At 40.6% G+C, this 23,418-nt stretch carries 18 protein-coding genes; 13 read left to right on the top strand and 5 right to left on the bottom strand.

Going from position 1 to position 23,418, the window contains the following annotated elements; translation table 11 throughout:
- Position 1: 1 nt before the first annotated feature.
- The 3 genes from AACU33_RS36695 to AACU33_RS36685 are packed head-to-tail and all read left to right on the top strand — an operon-like array spanning position 2 to position 3,567.
- Positions 2-1,771: a type IV secretory system conjugative DNA transfer family protein gene (locus AACU33_RS36695; RefSeq protein ID WP_096595604.1), complete on the top strand. Its 1,770-nt coding sequence runs from the start codon at positions 2-4 to the stop codon at positions 1,769-1,771.
- A gap of 10 nt (positions 1,772-1,781) precedes the next feature.
- Complete coding sequence (locus tag AACU33_RS36690; protein ID WP_096595602.1) at positions 1,782-2,183, top strand: hypothetical protein; 402 nt, start codon at positions 1,782-1,784, stop codon at positions 2,181-2,183.
- A complete protein-coding gene (locus AACU33_RS36685) occupies positions 2,176-3,567 on the top strand; it encodes a hypothetical protein (protein ID WP_339376559.1) in 1,392 nt (463 codons plus the stop codon). Before AACU33_RS36690 ends, AACU33_RS36685 begins: the two co-directional genes overlap by 8 nt.
- 64 nt (positions 3,568-3,631) lie before the next feature.
- Here the strand turns inward: AACU33_RS36685 and mobF are convergent, their stop codons facing one another.
- On the bottom strand, positions 3,632-8,086 hold the full coding sequence (gene mobF / locus AACU33_RS36680) for a MobF family relaxase (protein ID WP_096595600.1): 4,455 nt from the start codon (positions 8,084-8,086) through the stop codon (positions 3,632-3,634).
- A complete protein-coding gene (locus tag AACU33_RS36675; protein WP_339376558.1) occupies positions 8,086-8,529 on the bottom strand; it encodes a hypothetical protein in 444 nt (147 codons plus the stop codon). The genes mobF and AACU33_RS36675 overlap by 1 nt, the downstream gene beginning before the upstream one ends.
- A 412-nt stretch (positions 8,530-8,941) precedes the next feature.
- Here AACU33_RS36675 and AACU33_RS36670 point away from each other — a divergent pair, with 412 nt between their 5' ends.
- From AACU33_RS36670 to AACU33_RS36655, 4 genes are all read left to right on the top strand, one after another.
- Positions 8,942-10,102, top strand: a complete 1,161-nt coding sequence (locus AACU33_RS36670; protein ID WP_096595596.1) for a ParM/StbA family protein — start codon at positions 8,942-8,944, stop codon at positions 10,100-10,102.
- Entirely contained in the window at positions 10,103-10,570 is a 468-nt protein-coding gene (locus tag AACU33_RS36665) for a hypothetical protein (protein WP_096595595.1), read from the top strand. It begins immediately after the preceding gene.
- 18 nt (positions 10,571-10,588) lie between these two features.
- On the top strand, positions 10,589-11,392 hold the full coding sequence (locus tag AACU33_RS36660) for a hypothetical protein (protein ID WP_096595593.1): 804 nt from the start codon (positions 10,589-10,591) through the stop codon (positions 11,390-11,392).
- A 74-nt stretch (positions 11,393-11,466) separates the two neighbouring features.
- Entirely contained in the window at positions 11,467-11,805 is a 339-nt protein-coding gene (locus AACU33_RS36655) for a hypothetical protein (protein WP_096595591.1), read from the top strand.
- A 99-nt stretch (positions 11,806-11,904) separates the two neighbouring features.
- Here AACU33_RS36655 and AACU33_RS36650 read toward each other — a convergent pair whose 3' ends face one another.
- Positions 11,905-12,657 (bottom strand): antirestriction protein ArdA, encoded by a 753-nt coding sequence (locus AACU33_RS36650; RefSeq protein WP_096595589.1) that lies wholly within the window; start codon positions 12,655-12,657, stop codon positions 11,905-11,907.
- A gap of 308 nt (positions 12,658-12,965) precedes the next feature.
- Here AACU33_RS36650 and AACU33_RS36645 point away from each other — a divergent pair, with 308 nt between their 5' ends.
- The 4 genes from AACU33_RS36645 (at position 12,966) to AACU33_RS36630 (ending at position 16,233) form a co-directional block, all read left to right on the top strand.
- Entirely contained in the window at positions 12,966-13,163 is a 198-nt protein-coding gene (locus AACU33_RS36645; RefSeq protein WP_096595587.1) for a hypothetical protein, read from the top strand.
- Positions 13,164-13,259: 96 nt separating this feature from the next.
- Complete coding sequence (locus tag AACU33_RS36640) at positions 13,260-13,568, top strand: HNH endonuclease (RefSeq protein ID WP_096595585.1); 309 nt, start codon at positions 13,260-13,262, stop codon at positions 13,566-13,568.
- Positions 13,569-13,685: 117 nt separating this feature from the next.
- Complete coding sequence (locus AACU33_RS36635) at positions 13,686-14,804, top strand: hypothetical protein (protein WP_096595583.1); 1,119 nt, start codon at positions 13,686-13,688, stop codon at positions 14,802-14,804.
- 73 nt (positions 14,805-14,877) lie between these two features.
- The gene (locus AACU33_RS36630; RefSeq protein WP_096595581.1) at positions 14,878-16,233 is read left to right on the top strand and encodes a cytochrome P450; all 1,356 of its coding nucleotides are present in this window, start codon (positions 14,878-14,880) and stop codon (positions 16,231-16,233) included.
- Between the two features lie 749 nt (positions 16,234-16,982).
- Here AACU33_RS36630 and AACU33_RS36625 read toward each other — a convergent pair.
- Positions 16,983-18,365 carry an FAD-binding oxidoreductase gene (locus AACU33_RS36625; protein ID WP_096595579.1) on the bottom strand — a complete coding sequence of 461 codons (1,383 nt, stop codon included), beginning with the start codon at positions 18,363-18,365 and terminating at the stop codon, positions 16,983-16,985.
- A gap of 254 nt (positions 18,366-18,619) precedes the next feature.
- Here AACU33_RS36625 and AACU33_RS36620 point away from each other — a divergent pair, with 254 nt between their 5' ends.
- On the top strand, positions 18,620-19,261 hold the full coding sequence (locus AACU33_RS36620; RefSeq protein ID WP_096595577.1) for a TetR/AcrR family transcriptional regulator: 642 nt from the start codon (positions 18,620-18,622) through the stop codon (positions 19,259-19,261).
- A 285-nt stretch (positions 19,262-19,546) separates the two neighbouring features.
- On the opposite strand, the gene AACU33_RS36615 is transcribed toward AACU33_RS36620, so the two are convergent.
- Positions 19,547-20,131 (bottom strand): tyrosine-type recombinase/integrase, encoded by a 585-nt coding sequence (locus AACU33_RS36615; RefSeq protein ID WP_096595575.1) that lies wholly within the window; start codon positions 20,129-20,131, stop codon positions 19,547-19,549.
- Positions 20,132-20,328: 197 nt separating this feature from the next.
- Here AACU33_RS36615 and AACU33_RS36610 point away from each other — a divergent pair, with 197 nt between their 5' ends.
- Positions 20,329-23,409: a Tn3 family transposase gene (locus tag AACU33_RS36610; RefSeq protein ID WP_339376557.1), complete on the top strand. Its 3,081-nt coding sequence runs from the start codon at positions 20,329-20,331 to the stop codon at positions 23,407-23,409.
- The last annotated feature ends 9 nt before the right edge of the window (positions 23,410-23,418 follow it).

The raw sequence follows: 23,418 nt of genomic DNA, 5'->3' as shown, positions 1-23,418 counted from the left end.
GATGGCTAAAATCGCTAAAACTACCCAACCAGTAGATAATCTTGTTCCTCAAAACTTTTACAATGCTTTCTTCTCACCAATGGGTTTGGCATTACTTGTAAGTATTGGGGCGCTAATGTTAGCGAAAGCTATGGAAGGGCGCGGAGCATCCAACAAGTTAGCACGGGCGCGATGGGCGGGCGCTAGGGAGAAAACAGCAGCTCGTAAGTTGGCTTGCAAACAAATTACTGAGCGCAGACATAACAGAGTAGCTCTCTACATCGGTACGCCTGTGGGTACGAAATCTCAGGTTGTGGATAACAAACGTATTACCAATATTCCTGAAGATAAAAGCCGACTCTATCTGCCAGATGTGCAACGGGGAATTTTGGTTTGCGGTGGTGCTGGTTCAGGTAAAACCTTCTCGATGATTAATCCCTTGGTGCGTTCTGCTATCGACCAGGGACTACCAATTATTCTCTACGATTTTAAATATGCTCATCAAGAATCTGCTACTGCTGGGGCTAAAGGGCAAGCAGCGAAACTGGCAGGATATGCAGCTATGCATGGGTATGAGGTTTCTATTCTCGCCCCCGGTTTTCCTGAATCCTGTGTGGCTAATCCCCTGGATTTTCTGCGGAGTGAAACTGATGCAGAGATGGCACGTCAGTTAGCGATCGTTCTCAACCGCAATTTTAAATTATCTTCTGGTGGTGATGTCTCGGATGGTGGTTTCTTTGTCAATGCTGGAGATCAGTTAGCTCAAGCAATTTTTATGCTGGCACGAGGTACTGATTTCCCAGACATTATGATGTGCCATGCAATTCTCAGTCTGCCTAAATTAATTGACCGCATTCAACAAGCTTCTTTAAATCCTTGGGTAAAAGTTGCTTTTGACCAATTCCTGTCTGTGGCTGGTTCTCCAGAAACCGCCGCTAGTATTGTCGGTACGACGAGCGGGTTATTTACTCGCTTTATGACCCCTTCTACTCTTTCTGGCTTTTGTGGTCAAACAAATATTCCCTTGGATTTGAAAGGGCGGAAGATGGTGGTGTTTGGCATGGATAAGGAGAAGCGAGATGTGATTTCTCCTTTATTGGTGTCTATTCTGCATCTTTTATGTTCTCGTAATTTGGCTGGTAAACGCACAGAACCATTGCTATTGGCACTAGATGAATTACCAACTTTATATCTACCAGCTTTGGTAGATTGGCTTAATCAAAATAGGGAGGATGGCTTAATTTGTTTACTGGGATTGCAAAATTTATCACAGCTTGAAAGGGCTTATTCCAAAGAAACTACCAACGCTATCTTTGGCGGTTGTGCTACGAAGGCTTTCTTTAATCCTCAAGATGATGTAGCGGCTGAACGTTTTAGTAATTTCTTAGGTAACGAACAAATTAAGCATAGAGAACGTTCGCGCAGTTCTGGTGGTAAAGGTGGTGCAAGTACCTCAATTTCTGAACAAAATAGTACCCGGAATTTATTTGAGGTGAACCAATTTAATTCTTTACCAGAAGGGAGAACAATTATTGTTAGTCCTGGGTTTCGCTCCGGTAAAGAGGTGGGGTTGCCGCTTTTAGAGCAAATTCGGATACCACAAAGCGATCGTAATTCCGAGGTGGCTAGTGTAGAAAAGTGGTATGAACTCCAGCAGGAATTTATATCCAAATCTACATTGAAAGAGCCATCTGGTGAAGAATTAGAAATTAGAAAATTTTCGGCTGAAAAGTTATTGCCTTTAGTAGATGAGAAACAGCAAGCTGAAGAAGCATTGCAAAATGAAGTTTAGGAGGTAATTGATGAAGAACTTCTCCAATTATGAATTACATCTGTTAGCAAAACTTCCCTTAGATGTTGCTGCATTAGCTGAAAAATATCGCATTGATATCATTAATGCTGCGGAGTTTTGGGATGAACCACCATTTCCAGACAACTATGTACCAGAAATGATTGAAATTTATTACGGCAATACTATCAGTCCCCATGTGTTTATCTTAAATGGTCAATTAGAAGATTACAAGCTCGATGATTTAGATATCAATAGAAAATCTATTGCGGTACAGATTGATGACCAATGGGCTTATATACAAGTTGAAGGACAAGAAATACTCAATCGTTTAGGTGGTGTAGTTTTACCAGATGCGGTTATTGAACCCTCTGCATTGTTAAATTCAATTTTAAAGGCAGAAAATCATGGATGAAATTAAATCCGAAGCTAAACAAGTACAGCATGATTATTTAGAAATTCTCAATGACATCTTAGAAAAGATACTTGAAAAAGGAGAATTTCAAGGAGTAGCTCCCAGCAAGGATGTATCAATATTTGTAGGTAGAGAACTTCAATATAAGGCTAATTCTCATGGAGAAGTCATTGTAAATCTGATGAATTCAGATTTAGTAGAACAATTGAATACAGCTATTAATGAACCGCCAAAATTGAAAGGTTCTGTCCGAATTATGATTGGTCAGGACAAAGTTTTTCATGCTAAAGATGGAAAAATTCTCACAGATAAACTGGGATTGGCTAGTAAAACTTCTCAAAAATTGAGTACTAGCGCTAGTGTTGCTCAATCTAGTAAGCAATCAGTCGTTAGTATTAAAGAGTTACAGAAACAAGTTGATGCTTTACAGCAAAAGGTTGAAGAACAGCAGAAAGTCATTAATAATTTCAGTAGTCAATCACAAAAATCTCCTTTAGAGATTCAAAAATTATCTGCTGAATTGAACAACTTAAAATCAGCTTTTGAAGCACAGCATCAAACGATTGAGCAGCTACAGAAAGGGTTGGAAGCAATTAATAGCCACACCACTCCATTCGTCAAGAATCAATCTTTGAAAGAATGGATAACTAATCTGGAAACTAATGTTAAAAAATCTGCCTCATCCTTGTACGAGCAAGTTAAATCTACTTTGACTCCTAAAGTAGATGAAATTAAAACTCAAATTCAATCTGCTCTGACTCCAAAAATAGATAAAATTAAGGCTCAAATCGACAGTCAGATTGAATCTCTGAAGACAGAAATGCAATCTCAAATGGAGACTATGAGAAATGATTTGAAAACACAAGCTGATGTTGTCAAATCTGGTTTTGGTGAAGTTAAGGAACTAGTACAAAACGAAATTCAACAGGGTGTAGAACGTCACCAAGCTGCTGTGGGTGCTATCCAAGGTAAAGTTTCAGAGGAAGTCAATACTGTTCACAAGCAGGTAACTCAAGCCGTTGCTGATATACATTCATCAGCAACCAACACTCTTAAGCAGAATTTTGAAAAAGTTACTGATAGCGTTATGGAGGCTAAAGGTAAAGCTATTGCTAAAAGTGTTGATTCCATGCTGCGTCTTTTTGGTCAGACTAATTCTGATGGGTCTATGAGTTACGAAACTAAAAGTTTTCACTTTCATCAGCAAGGAAGTAATCTTTCCATTACTTCTATTGATGGTAGACCAGTCATGCTAGAGGGTGACTTAACTACTGCTGCGACCGAAAAAGATGTTGAGTCTCTCAATAAGGTAGAAGCAATCGTCAATAATTATTTGAAACCCAAGACTCAAACACAATCACAATCATCCAAATTAAGACGTTAGCTTTATCAAGAAAGGCAGAGGGCAGGAGGCAGAAGTGAATTTTGATTCTTGTCCTCTGACTTCTTCATCTTCTCAAGCCTCGCTTTGACTGTGGAGATGGCTGACGATAAATAGCCAACTTAGCTTGAACTTCTCTTGATTGTTGTTTCTGCTCCTCTTTAATACTCGTGAGTCGCTCTTGTATTTGAGGTGATTTGAGTAAATTATAAATAGTACTCATCTCAATAGTTTTCTGCTCTCTCTTCCAGGTTTCATGATTTTGAACCTGGTTTTCCCATTGGTTGATACTTGATTCTAGATGTTGTTTTTGCGTAAATAATTCTTTGATAGTTTCTATAGTTTCTAACTGCTTATCTAGAGCATTATTATACTTATCACTTAACTTATGAAATGGATAATGCTCCATTGATTTAATAGCCTTTTCTTGTTGATTGTGTTCTATCCACAAACTATCAAGTTGTTGTTTTAAGGAGTCAATTTGGTTTTCAATAGCTTGCTTATTAATTGTCGGTGGTATTTGCGCCACAGGAAAGGCAAAATATTCATTAACAGCTTGTTCTAAGTACAGTAACTCTTGGTTAGTTAGTTCATTGATTGCTCCCTTGAATGCTGATTGATTTTGTTGCTCCTCTAAACGTTGTTGCAGTCGTTGCTTACGTTCTTCAATACTCAATTTTTTGGGTGGTGCAGGTGAAGCATGACGCTGTTGATTATTGTTATCTCGCCATGCTTTGAGGGTTGATGCTTCAGAATATGCTTTCTCGTATGCTAGTGGCTCCATTGCCACAATCAAATCATCAACACCTTTATTAGGGCCTGGCAATGTCACCACACTGACCCTAGCACCCTGTGACTCCAATAATCTACCAGTGCGCGAGATGGCAATTTCTATATTTCGTTGAGTTTCAGTCCGCGTCTCGTAGTCAAAGCAGAAAGTAATTTCCCGTTCTTTTGTGGCGAAGACAGCTAACTCGTCCATGAGTCTAGCTTTCATCTTTTCACCGCTATCATCCTTACTACGATAACCGGCGTAAATTCCGGGCAGTCCAATGGCAGGGTGTCCCTGGCTCAACAAACTGGCAGCTTTCTTCGCTCCCTCAGTGATAGTGACTGGGAGATTATGTTTCCAAACACAGTACCAAAATCCACTCTTCTGATCGCTTTCGGTTGGCTGTACCCCAAATTTTTCATAAATACGTTCTGCAATATCATCCGGCACATCAAGCAGGAAGATACTCAGTTCAGTTTTAGGTGGATGCTCATATTTAATGAATTTGCCTGGCTTATCAGCTTTTTCTCTTGGATTATTGGGTTTATAGCATCCCCATAACTTCCTATCAGGTTTATCTCCAGGCTGTAGGTTAGCAAAGGATTTGGGATTAACGCCAGCATCACACCACCAGCCACCATCTTCAATGTGAGCATATTTGCTGATCGTGCCATTGGACAACCTGCCTGTGTTAGTGCGTGGCAGTTTGTCGCTGTACATCAGGTATTCCCAAGCTTCATGTTCCCAATCTTGAGTCTGATGCAGACTTTTGAAGTTAAGGGCGGCAATTTCTGGGTGAATGGCACTGTCTTCTACCAATTCTCGCAAGTGTTGAGAGTCTAGTCTTTCGGGGGCTTCACCCAAATTACCGGGAGTCCAAAATGCTACTTCCCTTTGTGCTGTTTTTGGGATTGGTTTTTTAATAACAGGCGGTTGAGTAGGAACGGGAGGCGGAGGAGCAGGGGTGCAGGGGGGCAGAGGGGCAGGGCGCTCTTGAGAAGAATTCGGCTCCTTTACAAGGGCACTCTTGTGTAGAAGGGAAGAATTGGGCAGAGAGGCTCTTGTGCTGGGGCGCAGAGGGGAAGGTTTACTGTAAGATTGCTCTTCTGCTCCTCCGCTCCCCTTCTCCTTTGCTTCCGGGCTTCTAGCTACAATTACAGCATTTGCAACCTGTTCTTTCTCTAGTTTTGACTGGTGTTGCTTCTCTAATTTCTTCTGTCGCAGTAGCACCAGAGCATTTTCTTTAGCCTTACTCAACTGCGCCAAGGCTAGTAAATTGTCTTTATCCTCCGTGTATAGTTTCAAGTCATACCTGGCACGGCTAACAGCAACATAAAAGCTTTCCTGCCCAATGGTATGGTCAGCAGCTATCAGCACCCTATCGGCAGTTTTCCCTTGGCTACTATATGTAGTGCTGACAATCGCATAATCTAGGTGCCGGGCTTGTTGCAGGTTGACTGATTCGGTTAGACCACTATCTAAATACTCAATTTGAGCTTTATTACCATCAATGGCTTTAACGACAAACTCCTGACCGTTACGCCGTCCTAATTGTCGGTCGTTTTTTGTCCAGCGTAAGCGATCGCTCTTAGCTATTTCAATACTTTGTCGTTGGTAAACTGCTTTATTAAATCCCGTGTCTACTTCAAGTTGCTTGCCATCGGTAGCCTTTAGTAGCAATCGGTCGGTGTCCTTGCCTACCACTTCATACAACTCACCCTGGGATAGCCCCCGACGCTTATAACTGCGAGTGGGCATCACCATATCACCCAACTCAAAGTTGTGTGTGTAGCGCATTTGTACTGATGTGAGGTCTTTGGCTTGCAGTTGGGTGATATTGGTCGCGGTTCCTAAACTGCCTTCAGCTTTTAAATGCTCCCGAATGGCTTGGGTGATGGCTAAACGTTCAAAGTTTGTTCCTGCTAATACTAGGGTTCGTGTTCGTTCAGAGGGTGTGGATTTGATATAGTCAGCAGCGATCGCCTCAATTTTGGATTCTGGGGTTACAGTCTGGATGTAGCCATTTTCATCTAAGCGTTCAAATCCCTCTTGAATTCGACCTTCTGCCACCAGGTCTACTGCTAATTTGAGTTTGGGCGCACGTTGTCTATTCGATTCGTTTAAGTGGCTGGTTTTGATTCCTGCCTGTTGCAGCGATTTGAAAGGGTTGCCAGCTTCTACGGCTGATAACTGTTTTGTGTCTCCTACTAACAAAACTCTGGCTTGTTCCAAGGTGGCCCGTTCTAAAAGTGCAAGGGCATCTTTAGCACTGAGTAACCCAGTTTCATCCACTACCCAAAAAGAATTGGGTTCAATTTCTTGGGGTGGTTCAGAAACTAACAATTTAGCAACAGTTTCGGCTTGGATATCCAACTCTTGACTCAAAACCTTAGCCGCCATCGAACTGGGGGCAAAGCCTTTGATAGTGTAGCCCGATGCAGCAGCAATCGCTTTTAGTTCCTTGAGTGCAAAAGTCTTACCAGCACCAGCTACCCCTTGCCATGCTGTAAATTGGTCAGTTGTGGTTGCTGTATCTAGTACCGCTCGACGCTGATCTGGGTTTAAAGCAGTTTTCTCTAAATGGCTAGAAGCTACCTCTGTTTGGGCCAGTGGGCTAACTTGACCCTGCCCCTTCTGCATCAATTTAATGGTTGCTAATTCTCGATGAACTGCCGCTAGGGTGGTAAAGTCGCGTTTTTCTGGTGATAAACTGAGTAATTGAGAGTTAGCCTTAATTAATGGCTCAATTAAGCTTACATCTGTGGCTAATCCCTGGTTGAGGATGAATTTTTCTAAGTCTTCCTGGGTGAATGCTACGTTTCTTTCAGAGCAGTGAGCGATCGCATCCTCTACGTTCTCTTCACTTACTAACCTCTGTTGAAGTAGAGGCTGTGCCAACTTTGGCTGCACAAACTTGATACTCAGGGCTGCCGCTTCTTCTTTCCAGGACGCTTTCAATTCATGCGGATTAATTTTCTGCTTCTTGTTACGGGTGGCAGTCCAAGCGGCTTCTCGCTCTGCCCAGGTTGCATCAGAACCTGCTGCATTTAATATCTGCTGTCTGCGTTTGGAGAATTCTTTGAGGTCTTCGTCTCGAAAGCCCTTAATCTCAAACTGCCCGTGCTTTTTAGGTTCTACCTGATACCCTAATTTTTCCACCTCCAGAGCCAGGTAATTTTGGTAGACCATGCCGAGAAATTTCTTATTTTTGAAAATCTCATCGTTGAACAGGCTGTACCATGAGCTATTTTCTAACTGCGTCATGTTCATGACTAAAGCATGAGTATGCAGATGTGGGTCTAGTTCTCTGGTTTCAATATGGTCAAATTCCGCGACTACTAAGTTGTTAGTCCGAATCAGTTGTTGCCCCTGTTGGGTTGTGGCTCTGGTGTAGCTATAACGTTGTTCAATCAGTTCTAATGTCTTCTTTACTGCTAACTGATGGGCTGCTATCAGTCTTTCATCCCCGCCTACCAATGCTTGCAGGCTGACACTTTTCGGTGCAGAGAAGGTAAAGTCAGTTGCGGCGCGACGTTGGGATGAGTTCAACTTCCTGGCACAGAGGTTTTGGCTGCCGTCAGGCGATCGCCCATTAACAATGTTAGAAAATGTTTCTTGATGATCTACTGCTCCTGATAATCCCAGTTTCTTTGCACCTTGACCAGACCAACGTGAAGTACCTTCCTGGTAATATCCTTCCATGAAGTAATGTACTGCCTGTTGTGGTTCTGTATTCTTTCCTGTTAACACTAACCACTCCTTTCATAGAATTTCAGGTTTAGCGGTTGGAATAATTCAGGTATTTGGCTAGGCTCACTGATTACAAATTCAATTTCTATATCTGGGTAATTTTTGAGGAAGCTTATTATCTTTTCAAAGTGCTGACAATCAACGCACCAAACTTTGAATGCAGCATAGCGATTAGGCTTTATCCCATAAAATAATCTGTCACTCTTTGGTAGCTTTCTAAATACTTTCACAGCGTCCGGATGATATTTACAAAAGTTAAAACCTACCCAATTAACCGTTTTAAAATAAGCAATGCGGATGACGACACTACCAGAATTCCTTGTTGTAGAAGATGAACGGCTACTCAAGTAATGGCTGTTCTTCCAGAAACACATGGACATCATCTGCTGCGCTTGAGTCTTTAAAAGCGCAAAAGTTACTTTCTGTAGTATTGGGTAATTCAAAACTTTATATTTGTTAATACCGCTTTGATGCTTTTTTAAATTTTAAATTATTCTCCAGTTTTTTGGGCAAAACTTTTTTGCGTACTGTGCGAAAGTTTTTTGGGGTTCCCGATATTTGACCAACTCGCACCATAATTTTTATTTATGAGATTTTCTAGTCAAGCAATTGTTAGATTTGGGAGAACATTGGGAAACTTTTGGGAACTTTTTCGCTCATGACATCCATTGCTTATTGATAATTTTCTCAATAAATTAAAATTACTTGAAAAAATTACCCAAATGTATCCATAATATTGTCAATCCCTAAAGTTATTGGTTGCAAATTAGTAAATAGTTGTCAGGTTGTTGTCAACTTTTGGGAGTAAAAATCACGTTTTTTAAGGCTTTTTTCCATTTTTAGAGGCTGAATATCATGACTGAAATTTCAGCAATGCTTACTCTAGATCCTGGCCTGTCAGGAACGAAAATTATTTGGCGGGATTCGGCTAGAACACCTCAATTACTGCTGATGAGTCCAGAGGTGATTGAAGTTGAAACAGAGGCAATCGATTTTTATAAAACTCGCAGAATCTCTCCTCTCGAACCGGAGAATGAAGCTTGGGTTGAGTATGACGGTAATATCTACGTTGTGGGTTACTTAGCTCAAGGTCATTTTGATGCTCGGGTCGCCCTAGAGGATCTTAAGTACGAATGGGCGATCGCCAAAGTTCTCTCGGCAGTGGGGGTAATGGCCATTAAAACTAAACTGCCAAACAAGTTTGATTTAGCTTTAGCTTTACTGCTGCCCTACAGCGAATGGGAAGCTAGAGAAAAATTTGAGATGGGAGTCAGAAAAGCTCTTAGTGAATTCTGCTTCTGTGACCAAAAGTTTTGGGTGAATGTCAATCTGTTCTTATGCGTACCGGAAGGAGGTGGTCACGCTCTTTCACGAGGACAAAAGATTGGTTCAGCTTTTAGCAACAAGAAGATTGCATCCATGATGTTTGGTTACAGGGATGTCTCTGTTGTTCTGTTTGACAAAGGAGTAATTAGCGGTAAGACGGAGCGTCTGGGAATGACTAAAATGCTTCAGCTTGTACAAAGCCGGACTTTTGACCAGACTACCAGACAAAGAGAACAGCGCTTACTAGAAACGATTCACCAATTAGGCAAGGATATTAAACCGAAAAACTTTCTACATCTGGTGCTGTCAAAAAACTCTCAAAATCGCTCTTCTGAAGCTGCCCAAATTTCTTCGGCGGTGAAATACGCTCGTCTTGAATATTGGAAAACTATCTCTAAGTTCATACTGGCTCACATTCCCTTTGACATTGATGAGATAATTATTGGTGGTGGCACTTTTGATTACTTTCGCCAAGAACTCAAACAACTGTTATCTCAGCACTTACCTCATGCTCATCTGTGCCTTGGAGGTGATTTGGAGGAGGATGTACGCATTAGTTTTAATTTTCCGCCGGAGCATCGTGCTTTGTGTACAAGACTGACTGATTGCTATGCTCTGTCTAACTTTCTTTTTCGGCAAGCAATTCCCCAAGCTCCAATTCTAGCTGGCAAACAAAATCGGGATAAATAGATGGGAAAACGGACATTTGAAATCCGATTACGGGCGACGGTGGAAGAAGATAGCCCGGAAGCAATGCTCATGGAATTTCTCCAAGATGAGCAAGCAAGACCATACTCAAAAAACGAGATGCTGATGATCGCCGCCAAGGTCTGTTGGCTACCTTTAGCTTGTCAGCACCAAACTAATTCTCATACCAAGGCAGTACAGTTACTCTATGATGCCGAATATCGTTGGCAGTTGCACAGTTTATATCTGCGTACCAAGTTAGGGGTAGGCTCTCTGAGAATTATCAATAATGCTAATAGTCATCAACAACAGAAAGAAGCATCTATATTGGTAGAGGCTTCTACAACTACTACAGCACAAAATCATGAATTGGAAATTGAATCTCAACAGGTTATAGATGATCTCAGTCTGGAGTTAGATTCGCCTCTAGAGCCGTTTAATCCTTTCGGAAATAGCATCATCAGCAAGTGAGTGAGTGAGTGAAAGAGTATGCAACAACGAAATGAAGTTTTTTCTAACCTGACAGACGATAAAATTGCTCAGTGTTTAGAAGCTTGCGGTTTAACTGACAAAGCTGAGTATACAGAAGATGAGGCTCTCAGAATTCTTAGCTGTCGTGAGTTGATGGAGCTTGGTAAAACTAAAAAACAAATATCTGCTTACTTTCAACAAGAAGATAAAAAACGCTCATCTTCAATTGAGCCGTTAGCACAGATGAACATTTTAGAGATGTTGAATTATGTCCAAGAACAATCTGGTTTAGCTGTCGAATTATCACAAGCTGTCATAATTTGTACAGCCTGTGGATTATCACCCAACCAAAAACAATATAGTCAGTCTGAGCGTGAGCGATTTTTGCAAGCCAGTGAGCTGCTGCATAAGCAAGGTAATAATCTCCAAACAGTAGCAACTCATTTTGGTGTTGACTTAACTGCGGTAACTCAACAAAAGCCTCAGCAAAATATTACTGAGCATATTAGTAATGCTGCTGCCTCATCGGAAGCTTCTCTGATTAATTTGGTAGATAAGGTCACAGAAAAACGTGCTTCTGAGATTCCTGGTTTAGTTAACAAACTGTACCTGAAAAATGTTTCGCGTCAGCTATCTGAAAGCCAAGAGGATATTCAAAGTTTTTATGCCCAATTGGAAGAGCGCATTTTGGAGCAGATTGAGGGAAAGTCCCCACTTCGCGCCATAATGGCGACAGATTTGGAGATGAAACCGTTGTTGCCTTCTTCCGACAAGCCGATACCATTGCCGCCCGAATCCGAGAATGGAACGAATACAGATTAGGACAACTGCTGGCTTCTGAAAAACGTACCATTGATATTCGCATTGAAAAAAAGTCTCAAGTTAAAGCTCTTCAATTGGCTTACCAAAAGTTGAAAGATTCTCAACAATGGGTACAAACTCAAGAAAAGCGAGTGCAACTGCAAAAAGAAAAAATCCACGATTTAAAGTTAAATCTGTTGTGGTTTGGTGGATGGATTGGTTCTGGTACTTCCGGCAGTACATTTTATTTGGTGGGTCTATTGATTTTTACTTCACTGGGTTTTTGGTTTGGTGTAAATTATCCTTCTTTGATTGCTTGTCCTAACACCAACAGCTATTGTTATCATTTGCGATTGAATAAAACACAAGTGGTGATTCCTGGTAATTATATCCAAGAATCATCTATCAAGAAATCCCCTCGTCAACGTAAATGATTATGGTTTTTTTTAAGATTGACATATGAATTTTATCTAAATTCATATGTCAATTTTTTTTAAGAGAGAGGGTAGTTGATAACTACCCTCTTTATTTTATTAGTGACGGCTAAAAACGTAGACTTTGTTGTAACTTTCTTCTACTGAGTAGTAGGAGTCAATAAACCAATCACGAGCTATTGCTGACCAATTGAGGTAGAAGCTAGAAATACCCATGTCTTCTAGATTTTTAATCAATCCTTGTTGTTCGAGTTGGTCATATACAAAGTCTTCTTCGCTTTCGTACTCGCCCCAATAATGTTCTTGAAAATCCTCTACGCTAGCCTCACTACTGTCATATTCATAATAAGCTGCATAGGCTGCACCATACTCTGATAAAATTTGGGCTAGTTCGGCTAGTTTTTCTATACTTTCGTATTCACTCAGATGAATACCATACCAGTTTTGAAAATCATGAATTGCAAACTCTTCACAGGCTTCATAATTACGACAGGGCGACCAAGATAACATCCATTCAATGTCTTCTTGAATGTCTGACGCATCTTGTGTACAGTCTATCCACATTCCGTGTAAAAAGCCATTGTTGTATGCAGATAAACAAGCTACATAAATCTGTGGTGTATCATCATCTTGACACTCACGCTTATGCTTGGGGAAGGGAAGTAAACAACTAGTACCTTCAATTATTGGTAAGGCAACATCTGCTAAATTGATTGCTAAATCTACTGCCCTCTGTTCTTGAATCGGACAAATTAAAACATTACCTTCTTGGTGGCAGTTGTAAACTTGTTGGGCAACTAATTGAGCATCTTGTTCTGAGTGAAATATTAGGGTATTAGAAAACAAATTCATGTGTTACAATCCTTCTAGTATTGAACTCAGAAGAAGCACCTTTAGATTGGTCGTCGGGGGTGCTTTTTCTGTTGTGTATGTAAGAGTTTTGGATTTAGCGCTACATCTTAAAACTTCACGCTTCGGTATCGGTTCCGTTGCCGGGAGTTTTTTTGGCGCTCCATTTCCTATCTCTCACTATCTTTATTATCCCATATATATATGGCTATTTCAATAATTTTGAACCTGTTAAATGATTAAAATAATTAATGTATAACCGTATATATACGGGTTTTGTTAAAATAGGCTGAGAGAAAAGGCTAATTACTATGGAAAGAAAGGATATTGCTACTCGCTTTCAATCAAAAGGAGTAGGAGTAAAATCTGGTGCAAAACCTATATCTGTACTGCTGCCAGAGGAATTAGATACTTACGTGCGTAACAAGCCCAACCGTTCTGAATGGCTACGGCAGGTTATTGCTCTTGCTGTAGCTAAGGAACAAGCGGAAGCTCAAGAGAAAGATTGATTGTAAATTTTGCTATTGAGCGATCGCTGATTTAACTAGACTTAAAGTTGCGGTAAGCTGTTGTAATTATCAGCATTATCAGCTATAAAAACTTTCATGAGTCAAGGTGTATATCCAAACAATTGGAAAGAAATAGCCATAGCTTTAAAAGCTGCTTCTGATTGGCGTTGTACTAGGTGCGGGAGAGTATGCTTGCGCCCCGGTGAAAAACCTATTGATTTAACTGTTTCTCAACGTAAAGCTTACACATTGCAAGTACATCATTGGAACTACGATCCTTTCGATAATCGTTTGGAAACCTTAGCTTGTCTATGTAGTGGCTGTCATCTTTATTACCATCGTTTTAGAAGAGGCAATATTTCCCCTGGACAATTATCGCTATTTGGAAAACAAAAAGTTAGCTAAATATTAAGCTGTTTTGCTGTTATTGAAAAGTAATAACAGCAAAATTATAAAAAATGGGCGGAATCAATTGTTATGAATTTATCTAAATAAATTAACATCGTCAAAATAAATAAGACAATGAGTGAATATCAGTATTACGAATTTCAAGCAGTAGACAAACCATTAACAACATCAGAACAAACGTATATTAGTAAGCTTTCCAGCCGCGTACAGCTAACATCAAGAAGTGCGATTTTTACTTATAGCTATGGTGATTTTAGAGGCGAACCTAAAGAGCTTTTAGAAAAGTGCTTTGATGTTATGCTATATGTGGCAAATTGGGGTACTAGACAATTAGTATTTCGTCTGCCAAAATCGGTGATTGATTCCTCAGTTTTTGAGCCTTACTGTCTACCCGAGCAAATTACAGTATCTACAAACTCAAGCTATATAATCTTAGATATCAATCTTGATGATGAAGAATATCGAACTTGGATAGAAGGTGAAGGATGGTTAACTAGGTTATTGCAGATTCGAGATGACATTTTACAGGGAGATTTTAGAGCTTTATACCTTGCTTGGCTAAAAGCTACTTCCATCTCTATCTATGAAGAGCAAGAGGAGTTGCTTGAACCACCTGTACCTGCGAACTTGAATCAACTACCCATCTATTTGGAAGCTTTTATAGAATTTTTTGATATCGACCGAGATCTGATAGCGTTTGCAACAGGAGAAAGTGTTTCGCAACAAGATGAAGTTGAACCAATAGAAGAATGGATTCGTACTTTGTCATCAGAGGAGAAAAATGAATTTCTACTCAAAGTAATGAGGGATGAACCTAATGTTAAGCTTCAGCTTATTAAGAGACTAAGAGCAATATTTAAAAATCCAAAAAATTCTGGTAATGATAAGATTACTAGACGCTCTTTAGCAGAATTATTAACAGGTGCTCAAGAGCAAAATGAACGCCGCAATAAACAGGAATTCCTGAGAGCACAACAGGAGAAAATCCGTAAATTAGAAGCACTGGCTTTAAAAAAAGATAAAGTGTGGTTAGAAGTATATAAGTTAATCGAACTGAAGCAATCAAAACCCTATGAACAAGCAGTTGCATATCTTATTGATTTGCGAGACTTGGCAGAATATCAAGGATCGTTAGAAGAGTTTAAAGCCAGCATTCAAAAGATACAGAAGGATTACAGTAGCCGTTCAGGTTTACTCTCTCGTCTTAAAAAATCTGGATTATTCGCAGTTTGACGAAAACCAATGCAGCTTCTTGCTGTTTATACTAAAAGTTTAAACAAAATATTTCTCGGGGCATCTAGCACATATGACAATCAAGCAAATTGAAAAACTTAAAACTCCTAAATTTATCCAACAAATTGAATCTACCCTAAAACCGTTAGATTTTTTGGAACGTTGTGCTAAAAATTATGGAGATATTTTTTTTACTAATTCTTTTGGCAACATAGAGACTTTAGTTGTTAGCCATCCGCAAGACCTTCAAGAGTTATTTAATCCTCCCAAAAAAAATCTTGATGCTCCAGGTGCTGCCAATGAAATCTTCAAACCTCAAATTGGCGAAAACTCATTAATTGTGCAAGATGGAGAACGTCATCAGAAACAGCGCAAGCTAATGATGCCTCCCTTGCATGGAGAACAAATGTTCAATTATGGGCAACAAATTTGTGAGATTACTCAACAAGTAATACAACAACTCAAACTAGGTGAAAATTTTATTGCTCGTCATTTGAGTGAAAACATTACCATGAAGATTATTTTAAAAATAGTCTTTGGTATTGATGAGGGGTTAAACTTTGAAAATTTGAAAACCTTAATGACAAGTTGGTTAAATTTAACTAATTCACCACTTGGTGCTAGTCTTTTATTGTTCCCGGCTTTACAGAAAGATTTAGGCTCTTGGAGTCCTTGGGGAAGATATCTGAGTTTGCGACAACAGATTGATAAAATACTGATGTCAGAAATATGGAAGCGTCGCCAACAATCGCAACCAAATCGTTTTGATATTCTGAGTTTGCTAATGCAGGCAAAATATGAAGATGGACAGAGCATGAGTGATGCCGAATTAAGAGATAATCTCTTAGCTTTACTTGTTGCTGGACACGAAACGACTGCTACTGCAATTGCTTGGGCTTTATACTGGATTCATCAACAACCGGAAGTCTATGAGAAAATGTTACATGAGTTACAAGGTTTAAAGACTCCCGATCCACTCACAATTACTCAACTTCCTTATTTGACAGCAATTTGTCAAGAAACCTTACGGATTTACCCTGTAGTTCTTTTCACTTTTCCCAGAGTTACTCTCCGCTCTGTTAATTTAAGGGGATATGATGTTCCTGCTGGGACATATGTGACACCTTGTATTTATCTAACTCATCGTCGAGAAGATTTATATCCTCAACCAAACAAATTTCAACCAGAAAGGTTTATTAATCGTAAATACTCATCTTATGAATTTTGGCCTTTTGGTGGAGGTTCTCGTCAATGTCTAGGTCAAGTATTTGCTCTGTTTGAAATGAAATTAATTCTGGCGACGATTATGTTAAATTATCAATTAAAATTAGAAGATAAATATCCTGTTAATCCTGCACGTCGAGGTTTTTTATTGGCACCTCAAGGTGGTGTAAAAATGAGTATTGTGGCAAAACAAGTAGCTGCCTAGTCATTAGGATTTGTTGCTCCCTATATTATAGGTTTGGTCATGGATATACTCAAAAAAGCTAATACCCAACTTGCGAGTAGTAGATTGCTGTTGGGTTTTCCTCTAAAAACCAGGTAGGAGAGATTTTTTGTAGAGGAAGTAAGATTGAGACTTGAGGACGAATCGTAAATGATTAAACCAGGATAAAGCTAGATTCCACCAGTTGATTAACTTTGACTCCAACCAAAAGTTTCAATTGGGCGAAATTAAACCATGATTTAGCAAAGCCTGAGAATGAAATCGGCAACGAGATTGCAACATTCTGGAGGCTATATTGTCGTATATCAAAATACTACTTTCAACGACGACACTATCTAAGCAGTCTCAAATAATGCAATTTGGGCAGGAATAGGTTTAAGTTCGATGATACGCTAGTTTTTAGCCGAATATCTATCGTTTCCTTGCGGAATACTAATCTAAAATCAAACAACGCTCTTTTATGGTTGTGCAGACAACTCTAGAAGCTACCGTAAAGGATTACTCTTAGCCTAATGATTGCGACAGATGGATTCGCAGAAGCTATACACAGAAGACAATTCACAATCCAAAATCCGTCTTGGAAAGTTTGCTACGGAGGGAAACCCTCCTGGCAACTTTCCGCAAAATCTAAAATCCAAAATGGTATAACCTCTAAAGACATTTTGAGTCGGGAATTTAAACCCAACTCAAAATATGCGACGTACAGGCGTAGCGATAAAAGTAAAGCCAACTCAGGGTTTGATATTCTGGTTGAGATGAAAAATGTTTTCAGGATCGTAGCGCCTCTTAATCTGTAACAAGCGCTCGTAGTTGGCTCCGTAAGCGGCGGCGACGCGATCGCCTTCCTCTTCGGTCATGAAGTTTACATAGGCACCAGCAGATGCATAAGGTGCAGAAACTTGGAAAAACTCCCGTGCCCACGCAATGCATATTCGATCCTGCGCGGGATCGTCCCATCGTCCATGCACGTTCAGCACAAACTTTGCATCTCGATGATAATATGCTGTAGCATCTGCTGAAATTCGGTTGGATGCCCCGGCAATCAATGCTATGAAGATTTCGCACGCTTGTGAGGGTAATTTGCCTGCGAATTGGGCGATCGCATCCAGCGCCCCATCCTGTAATTCTATGAAATTATGAGATTTCCAGTAGTTCCTAGCACCCTTTGTCAGCAAGGGATCAAATGCTTGCTGCCATACTACATAGGGTTGAGGGCCGATGTGTTCGCCATAGGCATCGCCAAAACTGCGTAGAGGTTCAATCAGCTTCTCACCTTCTGCAATGTCACCTGCATAAAAGACAGCTAGCACGATTACTTCTTTACCATGCACGTGTTCGGGTAGAAAAGGTAGTGGCGGAGCCTTGCGGAGTACCACCCATACATTCAGTTCCTCAGGAGCCGATTGAGCAAATTTCCGATATTGTGTTAGCACCTGTTTAGCCTGACTAAACGGAAAAACGATTAACCCAGCCAATATTTCAGGGCCCACAGGATGGAGAGCGAATTCAAACTCAGTGACTACACCAAAGTTACCGCCGCCACCGCGAATCGCCCAGAAAAGGTCAGGGTTTTCGGTTTCGCTGGTTCGGATTTGATTTCCGTCTGCTGTGACTACTGCCGCAGAAACAAGATTATCAATCGTCATGCCATACTTACGAGTCAACCAACCAAAACCACCACCGAGAGTAAGACCGGCTATACCAGTTGTTGAATTAATTCCCACTGGAGTTGCTAACCCATGCATCTGTGCCACTTTATCGAAATCAGCCAGCGTCGCACCTGGTTCGACATAGGCACGCCGCTTTTGAGGATCGACACGGACATTCTTCATGGTTGAAAGATCGATCGTCACGCCGCGATCGCACAAAGCATTCCCCGCAATATTATGTCCAGCACCCCTGATTGATATTTCCAGTCCGTTTTCTCGCGCAAACAAGATTGTATGAGCAACATCATCGGCTGTTGCACACTGGACGATCGCAGCAGGTCGCCGATCGATCATCGCATTCCAAATTTCCCGAACTTCGTCATAAGGCGGATCTTCAGGAAGCACCACATGACCCCTTACATTGGTCTTCAGTTTCCCAAGCGTCTCATTCAACAATATTGTCATGATATTTATTCCTACTACTTTAAAAGTGATGCACACATCGGTGATACAGTCTCCGTCCTTTCATGCAGTGTCAAACTTTTTGTCGTCCAATGGTGTCGGATATCTGCGGCAATCTAATTTGTCTGTAAGTCAATTAGCTTGACCTGATTCTGCCTCCGGAGCGGATGACATCAAGAGCGATACATAAAAGCACGAACAGTCGTTTTTTATTTGTTAAAGTTGATTATTACGACCGTTCGTGCTATTGTCAAGCCATGAGTAATATTTCGTCATTAAAAACCGATTCAGAAGACGGCAAGCCTCGCCACTCAAAAGGCCAGACTAGTCGCGCCACTATTCTGCTAACTGCGGCGAAGTTAGCAACAATCAAGGGACTGAATGGCTTATCGCTTGGGACTCTAGCTGCTGAAGTGGGGATGAGCAAGAGTGGACTCTACGCCCACTTCAAAGACAAACAAGAACTAGAGTTAGCGACGATTGAAACGGCAGCCTTGATTTTTGAGAGTGAAGTACTTCAGCCTGCGATGCAAGCACAGGAAGGAACTGAACGGCTGAAGGTAGTAGTTAATGCATTTCTTTCCCATCTCGAACGCAAAGTTTTTCCGGGTGGGTGTTTTTTTGCCGCAGTCGCCGCAGAACTCGACACGCGCCCGGGGCCAGCCCGCGATCGCGTCGTCGAAGTGCTAGACAAGTGGATGTCATTATTGAAGCAGTGCATCCTTGATGCACGGGTTCTCAGCGAGATAGATCCCAACGCGGACGTTGCTCAGACAGTCTTTGAAATCGAAGCCATGCTCTTGGCTGCGAATTTCCTCTTTGTGATGAGAGATGACCCGATTCATCTCAACCAAGCGCGCAGGGGGATAGAAAATGTATTAGCACGACTCTCTATTTAGGGACTTTAGGTTAAAAAAATAATCAATTGCTATGTAGGCGGGGTAACAGCTTAATCTATATTCGCTCTGGTTGCTGTTTAATAACCAAGGCAATGCCCTGAGAGACCATTTATAAAGTAAATCTTTAGACGGCTAGACGACGTAACATAATACGAGTCATAACGGCATATATGGCAGCTTCACTCATTTCAGGAAGACGTTCAGGGTGGCCGCCGAGATACGTGCAAAATGGGACACGTTGTAAAGTTTTGTAAAGAAATCAGGTTGAAAGCATTGATTTTAGGTTCAGTCGAGCCAGAAATTTTTGAAGCGATCGCTCGATAATTCTGTGTAGCGAATAGTGTGTTGAATATTCTTGTGTCCCAGATAAGCCTGAATAGCTCTAGTGTCATGACCAACAGATGCCAGATAAAACCCACAGGCATGACGTAACATATGCGGATGCACGGATAACCCTAACCCAGCAAGAGTGCCAGCACGACTAATAATATTAAAAGCTGTGGCAACAGCCATCGGAGTACCACGCTCAGAAACAAACAAATAAGGGGAGTGAGGATATTCTCGTTGTAGTTGTCGTAGCCACCTTAACTCTCTAGCACGTAAAGGATGCGTTGAACTAATACCATGCTTGAGTCGATTGATATGAATTGTGCCACTAGAAAAATCTACCTGCTCCCATCGCAGTGCTACTAATTCTGATACACGTAGAGCGTGACGATAAGCCAGTAAAATTAAAGTCGAATCTCTGTGACCATGCCGCCCTGTTGATGAAGCTGCTTTAATCATGGCTTCGACTTCGTGGGGTAGCAGATATTCTCGTGTGCGTTTCTCTAGGTTTGTGACTTTTTTGGGTGGAGCAGTATGAGTCATAAAAACCAACTTGCCCATAAAAGGTAATTGGGTACTTTAACATTGGGTACGACACAATCAACTCCCCACACATTCCATGTTAAAAACTTGCCCATAAACAGTTCTTTTTGGTAATGTTTCTCTACATAAAATCCAACGCTTGTGGCTGATTGGTGATATATATCTTTTGAAGTTTTAAATCCCACAAACACATACTGATGGTGACATCGATAGAACGTACCGCTTACCCTCGATTTAAGCGTCAATTAACCCCCAAAGAACTCACCGAGATTTACACACCCAACAAGAGTGAAATTGCTTTTGCTTACGCAACAACTAAAGGTGAAAGTAATATTCTTAACTTAGTATGTCTATTAAAATCATTCCAGCGACTAGGTTACTTTCCTTCGGTAATAGAAATTCCTCTGAAAATAGTTAATCATATTCGCAGCAATTTAAAATTCTCAGTTGATACTGTTTTGGGTTATGAAAATCGCAAAACAATGTATCGGCACCGGACTGCTATCCGCGAATATCTCCAGGTAAATCAATTTAATCAAACTGGGCTACATATAGCTATAAAAGCAGTGAATGAATCGGCGACTGTTATGGATAATCCTGCTGATTTAATGAATGTAGCCATTGCTGAATTAGTTAAAAATAGATATGAATTACCAGGGTTTAACACATTAAATAGATTAGTCCGTCGAGTGAGAAATGTAGTAAACCAAAGATTATTTTCCCTCGTACTGAGTCGCATCTCGTCAGATTACCAAGAACGCTTGCTGGACTTGTTAGAGCGTCATCCACTTGAGTATCAAACCTCATTCAACAGCCTGAAGCAACTACCTAAAAGCCCTACCCGTAACAATATCAATGACTTTATTGTACATTTAATCTGGCTAGATTCTTTGGGTGATGTTAAGCCAATACTAAAGGATATTACCACTGCCAAAATTCACCATTTTGCTGCCGAAGTACGGGTATTAGATGCCCATGAAATCAAGGATTTTAGTTTATCCAAACGGATTACTTTGATTTTATGCTTAATTTATGCGGCGCAAGTTACAGCGCGAGATAGTTTGGTTGAGATGTTTTTAAAACAAATGCGCTCAATCAATAATGACGCTACAAAAGAATTAGAACTCATCAAAAAGAGAATTCAAGAAACACAAGAGAAATTAGTTGGTGTGTTGACTAATGTCATCCATGTTTTTATGGAGGAAAATCAATTAAATCATGAACCAGTATCCTCTCACCCAGAGATTGAAGCAACCGATAGTTATTCATCTAATTCTCCAGAGCAGATACTGGAATTAAATCTCTCTACTGAGCTACTAACAAATCAGGGAATATCTCTGTTTCATAAACTAAATAATGTATTTATTCAAGACGGAGGAGCAGAGCAACTGCTTTCGGAATGTGAGGCGATGAATGCTTATAGGGGTAATAATCATCTTCCTCTAATTTGGAAATTTTATAAAAATCACCGTCGGACATTTTTTCGCTTAGTAAAAGCATTAGAGTTCAAATCAACTACTAACGAACAAAGTGTTATCGAGGCATTACAATTTGTCCTAGATAATTCTCATCGTCGAGGAGAATTTCTCAAAGCAAGTATTGAACTAGATTTTATTTCAGAACAGTGGCGAAAATTAGTTGTAGTCAAGCGAGGAGAGAAAACCAAATTAGTTCGTCGGCACTTCGAGGCTTGTATTTTTTATTACTTAGCAGCCGAATTAAGGTCAGGAGATATCTGCGTTGTTGGTAGTGAAGATTACGCCGACTACCGCGAACAATTACTACCTTGGTCAGAGTGTTTGCCGTTAGTTGACCAATACTGTGAGAATTTAGGCTTTCCTAATACCGCTTCTTTTTTTACCTTGACACTAAAATCTTGGTTGACGGACACGGCAGCGGCGGTGGATGCAGGTTATCCCAATAACCACCAATTTATTATTAATGATGAAGGCGAACCCATACTCAAAAAGTATCAGCGTAACGAGTTGAGTGTTGCGGCCATTGCCTTAATAGAGAAAATCGAAGAACAATTTCCAGAAAGAAATTTAATCGATATCCTCAGAAATGTTGACTACTGGACGAATTTTACCCGTCACTTTGGGCCGCTGTCAGGTTCAGATCCTAAAATTGAACGTGCGACGGAACGTTATCTTTTAACGACGTTTACTTATGGTTGCAATTTGGGGCCGACTCAAGCGGCGAGACATATGCGAGGCATTGTCACCGCGAAGGAACTGGCATTTGTCAACCGTCGCCATGTGACTGTGGATAAGCTCAATGCAGCATTGGTGGATATTATTAACCGCTATAATGCTTTAAATCTGCCGTCAGTTTGGGGTGATGGTAAGAGTGCGGCGGCAGATGGAACAAAGTATGAACTCTACGAAGAGAATTTACTGTCTGAGTATCATATTCGCTATGGGGGCTACGGAGGAATAGCTTACCACCATGTCTCTGATACCTATGTGGCTTTATTTAGCCAGTTTATTTCTTGTGGCACTTGGGAGGCTGTTCATATCATCGAGGGGTTGTTAAAAAACTCTTCCGATATTCAACCCGATACAATTCATGCTGATACCCACGGTCAATCAACACCTGTGTTTGCATTGGCACATATGTTGGGAATTAAGTTAATGCCTCGGATTCGTAATTGGAAAGATTTAAATTTTTATCGTCCTGATAAAGAGACTGTTTATCAACATATTGATTCTTTGTTCTGTGAAACTGTTGATTGGAAGCGGATAGAAACTCATTGGCAAGATATTTTACAGGTAGTTCTATCAATCCAAACAGGTAAAGTATCAAGCGCAATTTTATTGCGTAAATTGGGTAATTATAGCCGTAAAAATAGGTTATATCAGGCTTTTCAGGAATTAGGACAAGTAGTAAGAACTGTTTTTTTGCTGCAATACATATCGGATATGCAGCTGAGAAAAGAAATTACTGCTGTGACGAATATTGTGGAGGCTTATCATAAATTCTCGAAGTGGTTTTTCTTTGGTGGCTTTGGAGTTGTGATGAAGAATGACCCAATTGAACAGGAAAAGGTAATTAAGTATAAGGATTTAGTAGCAAATGCTGTTTTGTTCCAAAATGTTGTTGATTTAACTGATATACTGCGAAATTTACAGAAGCAGGGATATTTGATTAGTCGTGAGGATGTGGCGGTTGTGAGTCCTTATATTACGGCTCATGTTAAGCGGTTTGGTGATTACCTAATTGATATGGAGACTGTGCCACCCTCATTGGATGAGGTCGAAAGTTTAGTGCTTGCTTAAGCGGCTGTA

The sequence above is a fragment of the Calothrix sp. NIES-2098 genome (genome assembly GCF_963875125.1).
GTDB lineage: Bacteria > Cyanobacteriota > Cyanobacteriia > Cyanobacteriales > Nostocaceae > Aulosira.
The sequence above is the reverse complement of the archived record's forward strand: the minus strand, read 5'-3'. Positions and strand labels throughout refer to the sequence as shown.

What these genes read in the sequence shown, in the direction of transcription:
- AACU33_RS36685 (WP_339376559.1), top strand. Translation starts at nt 2,176, where the DNA reads ATGGATGAAATTAAATCCGAAGCTAAACAAGTACAGCATGATTATTTA.
- AACU33_RS36650 (WP_096595589.1), bottom strand. Translation starts at nt 12,657, where the DNA reads ATGAATTTGTTTTCTAATACCCTAATATTTCACTCAGAACAAGATGCT.
- AACU33_RS36625 (WP_096595579.1), bottom strand. Translation starts at nt 18,365, where the DNA reads ATGACAATATTGTTGAATGAGACGCTTGGGAAACTGAAGACCAATGTA.
- AACU33_RS36695 (WP_096595604.1), top strand. Translation starts at nt 2, where the DNA reads ATGGCTAAAATCGCTAAAACTACCCAACCAGTAGATAATCTTGTTCCT.
- AACU33_RS36670 (WP_096595596.1), top strand. Translation starts at nt 8,942, where the DNA reads ATGACTGAAATTTCAGCAATGCTTACTCTAGATCCTGGCCTGTCAGGA.
- AACU33_RS36665 (WP_096595595.1), top strand. Translation starts at nt 10,103, where the DNA reads ATGGGAAAACGGACATTTGAAATCCGATTACGGGCGACGGTGGAAGAA.
- AACU33_RS36630 (WP_096595581.1), top strand. Translation starts at nt 14,878, where the DNA reads ATGACAATCAAGCAAATTGAAAAACTTAAAACTCCTAAATTTATCCAA.
- AACU33_RS36645 (WP_096595587.1), top strand. Translation starts at nt 12,966, where the DNA reads ATGGAAAGAAAGGATATTGCTACTCGCTTTCAATCAAAAGGAGTAGGA.
- AACU33_RS36640 (WP_096595585.1), top strand. Translation starts at nt 13,260, where the DNA reads ATGAGTCAAGGTGTATATCCAAACAATTGGAAAGAAATAGCCATAGCT.
- AACU33_RS36620 (WP_096595577.1), top strand. Translation starts at nt 18,620, where the DNA reads ATGAGTAATATTTCGTCATTAAAAACCGATTCAGAAGACGGCAAGCCT.
- AACU33_RS36615 (WP_096595575.1), bottom strand. Translation starts at nt 20,131, where the DNA reads ATGACTCATACTGCTCCACCCAAAAAAGTCACAAACCTAGAGAAACGC.
- AACU33_RS36660 (WP_096595593.1), top strand. Translation starts at nt 10,589, where the DNA reads ATGCAACAACGAAATGAAGTTTTTTCTAACCTGACAGACGATAAAATT.
- AACU33_RS36635 (WP_096595583.1), top strand. Translation starts at nt 13,686, where the DNA reads ATGAGTGAATATCAGTATTACGAATTTCAAGCAGTAGACAAACCATTA.
- AACU33_RS36690 (WP_096595602.1), top strand. Translation starts at nt 1,782, where the DNA reads ATGAAGAACTTCTCCAATTATGAATTACATCTGTTAGCAAAACTTCCC.
- AACU33_RS36610 (WP_339376557.1), top strand. Translation starts at nt 20,329, where the DNA reads ATGGTGACATCGATAGAACGTACCGCTTACCCTCGATTTAAGCGTCAA.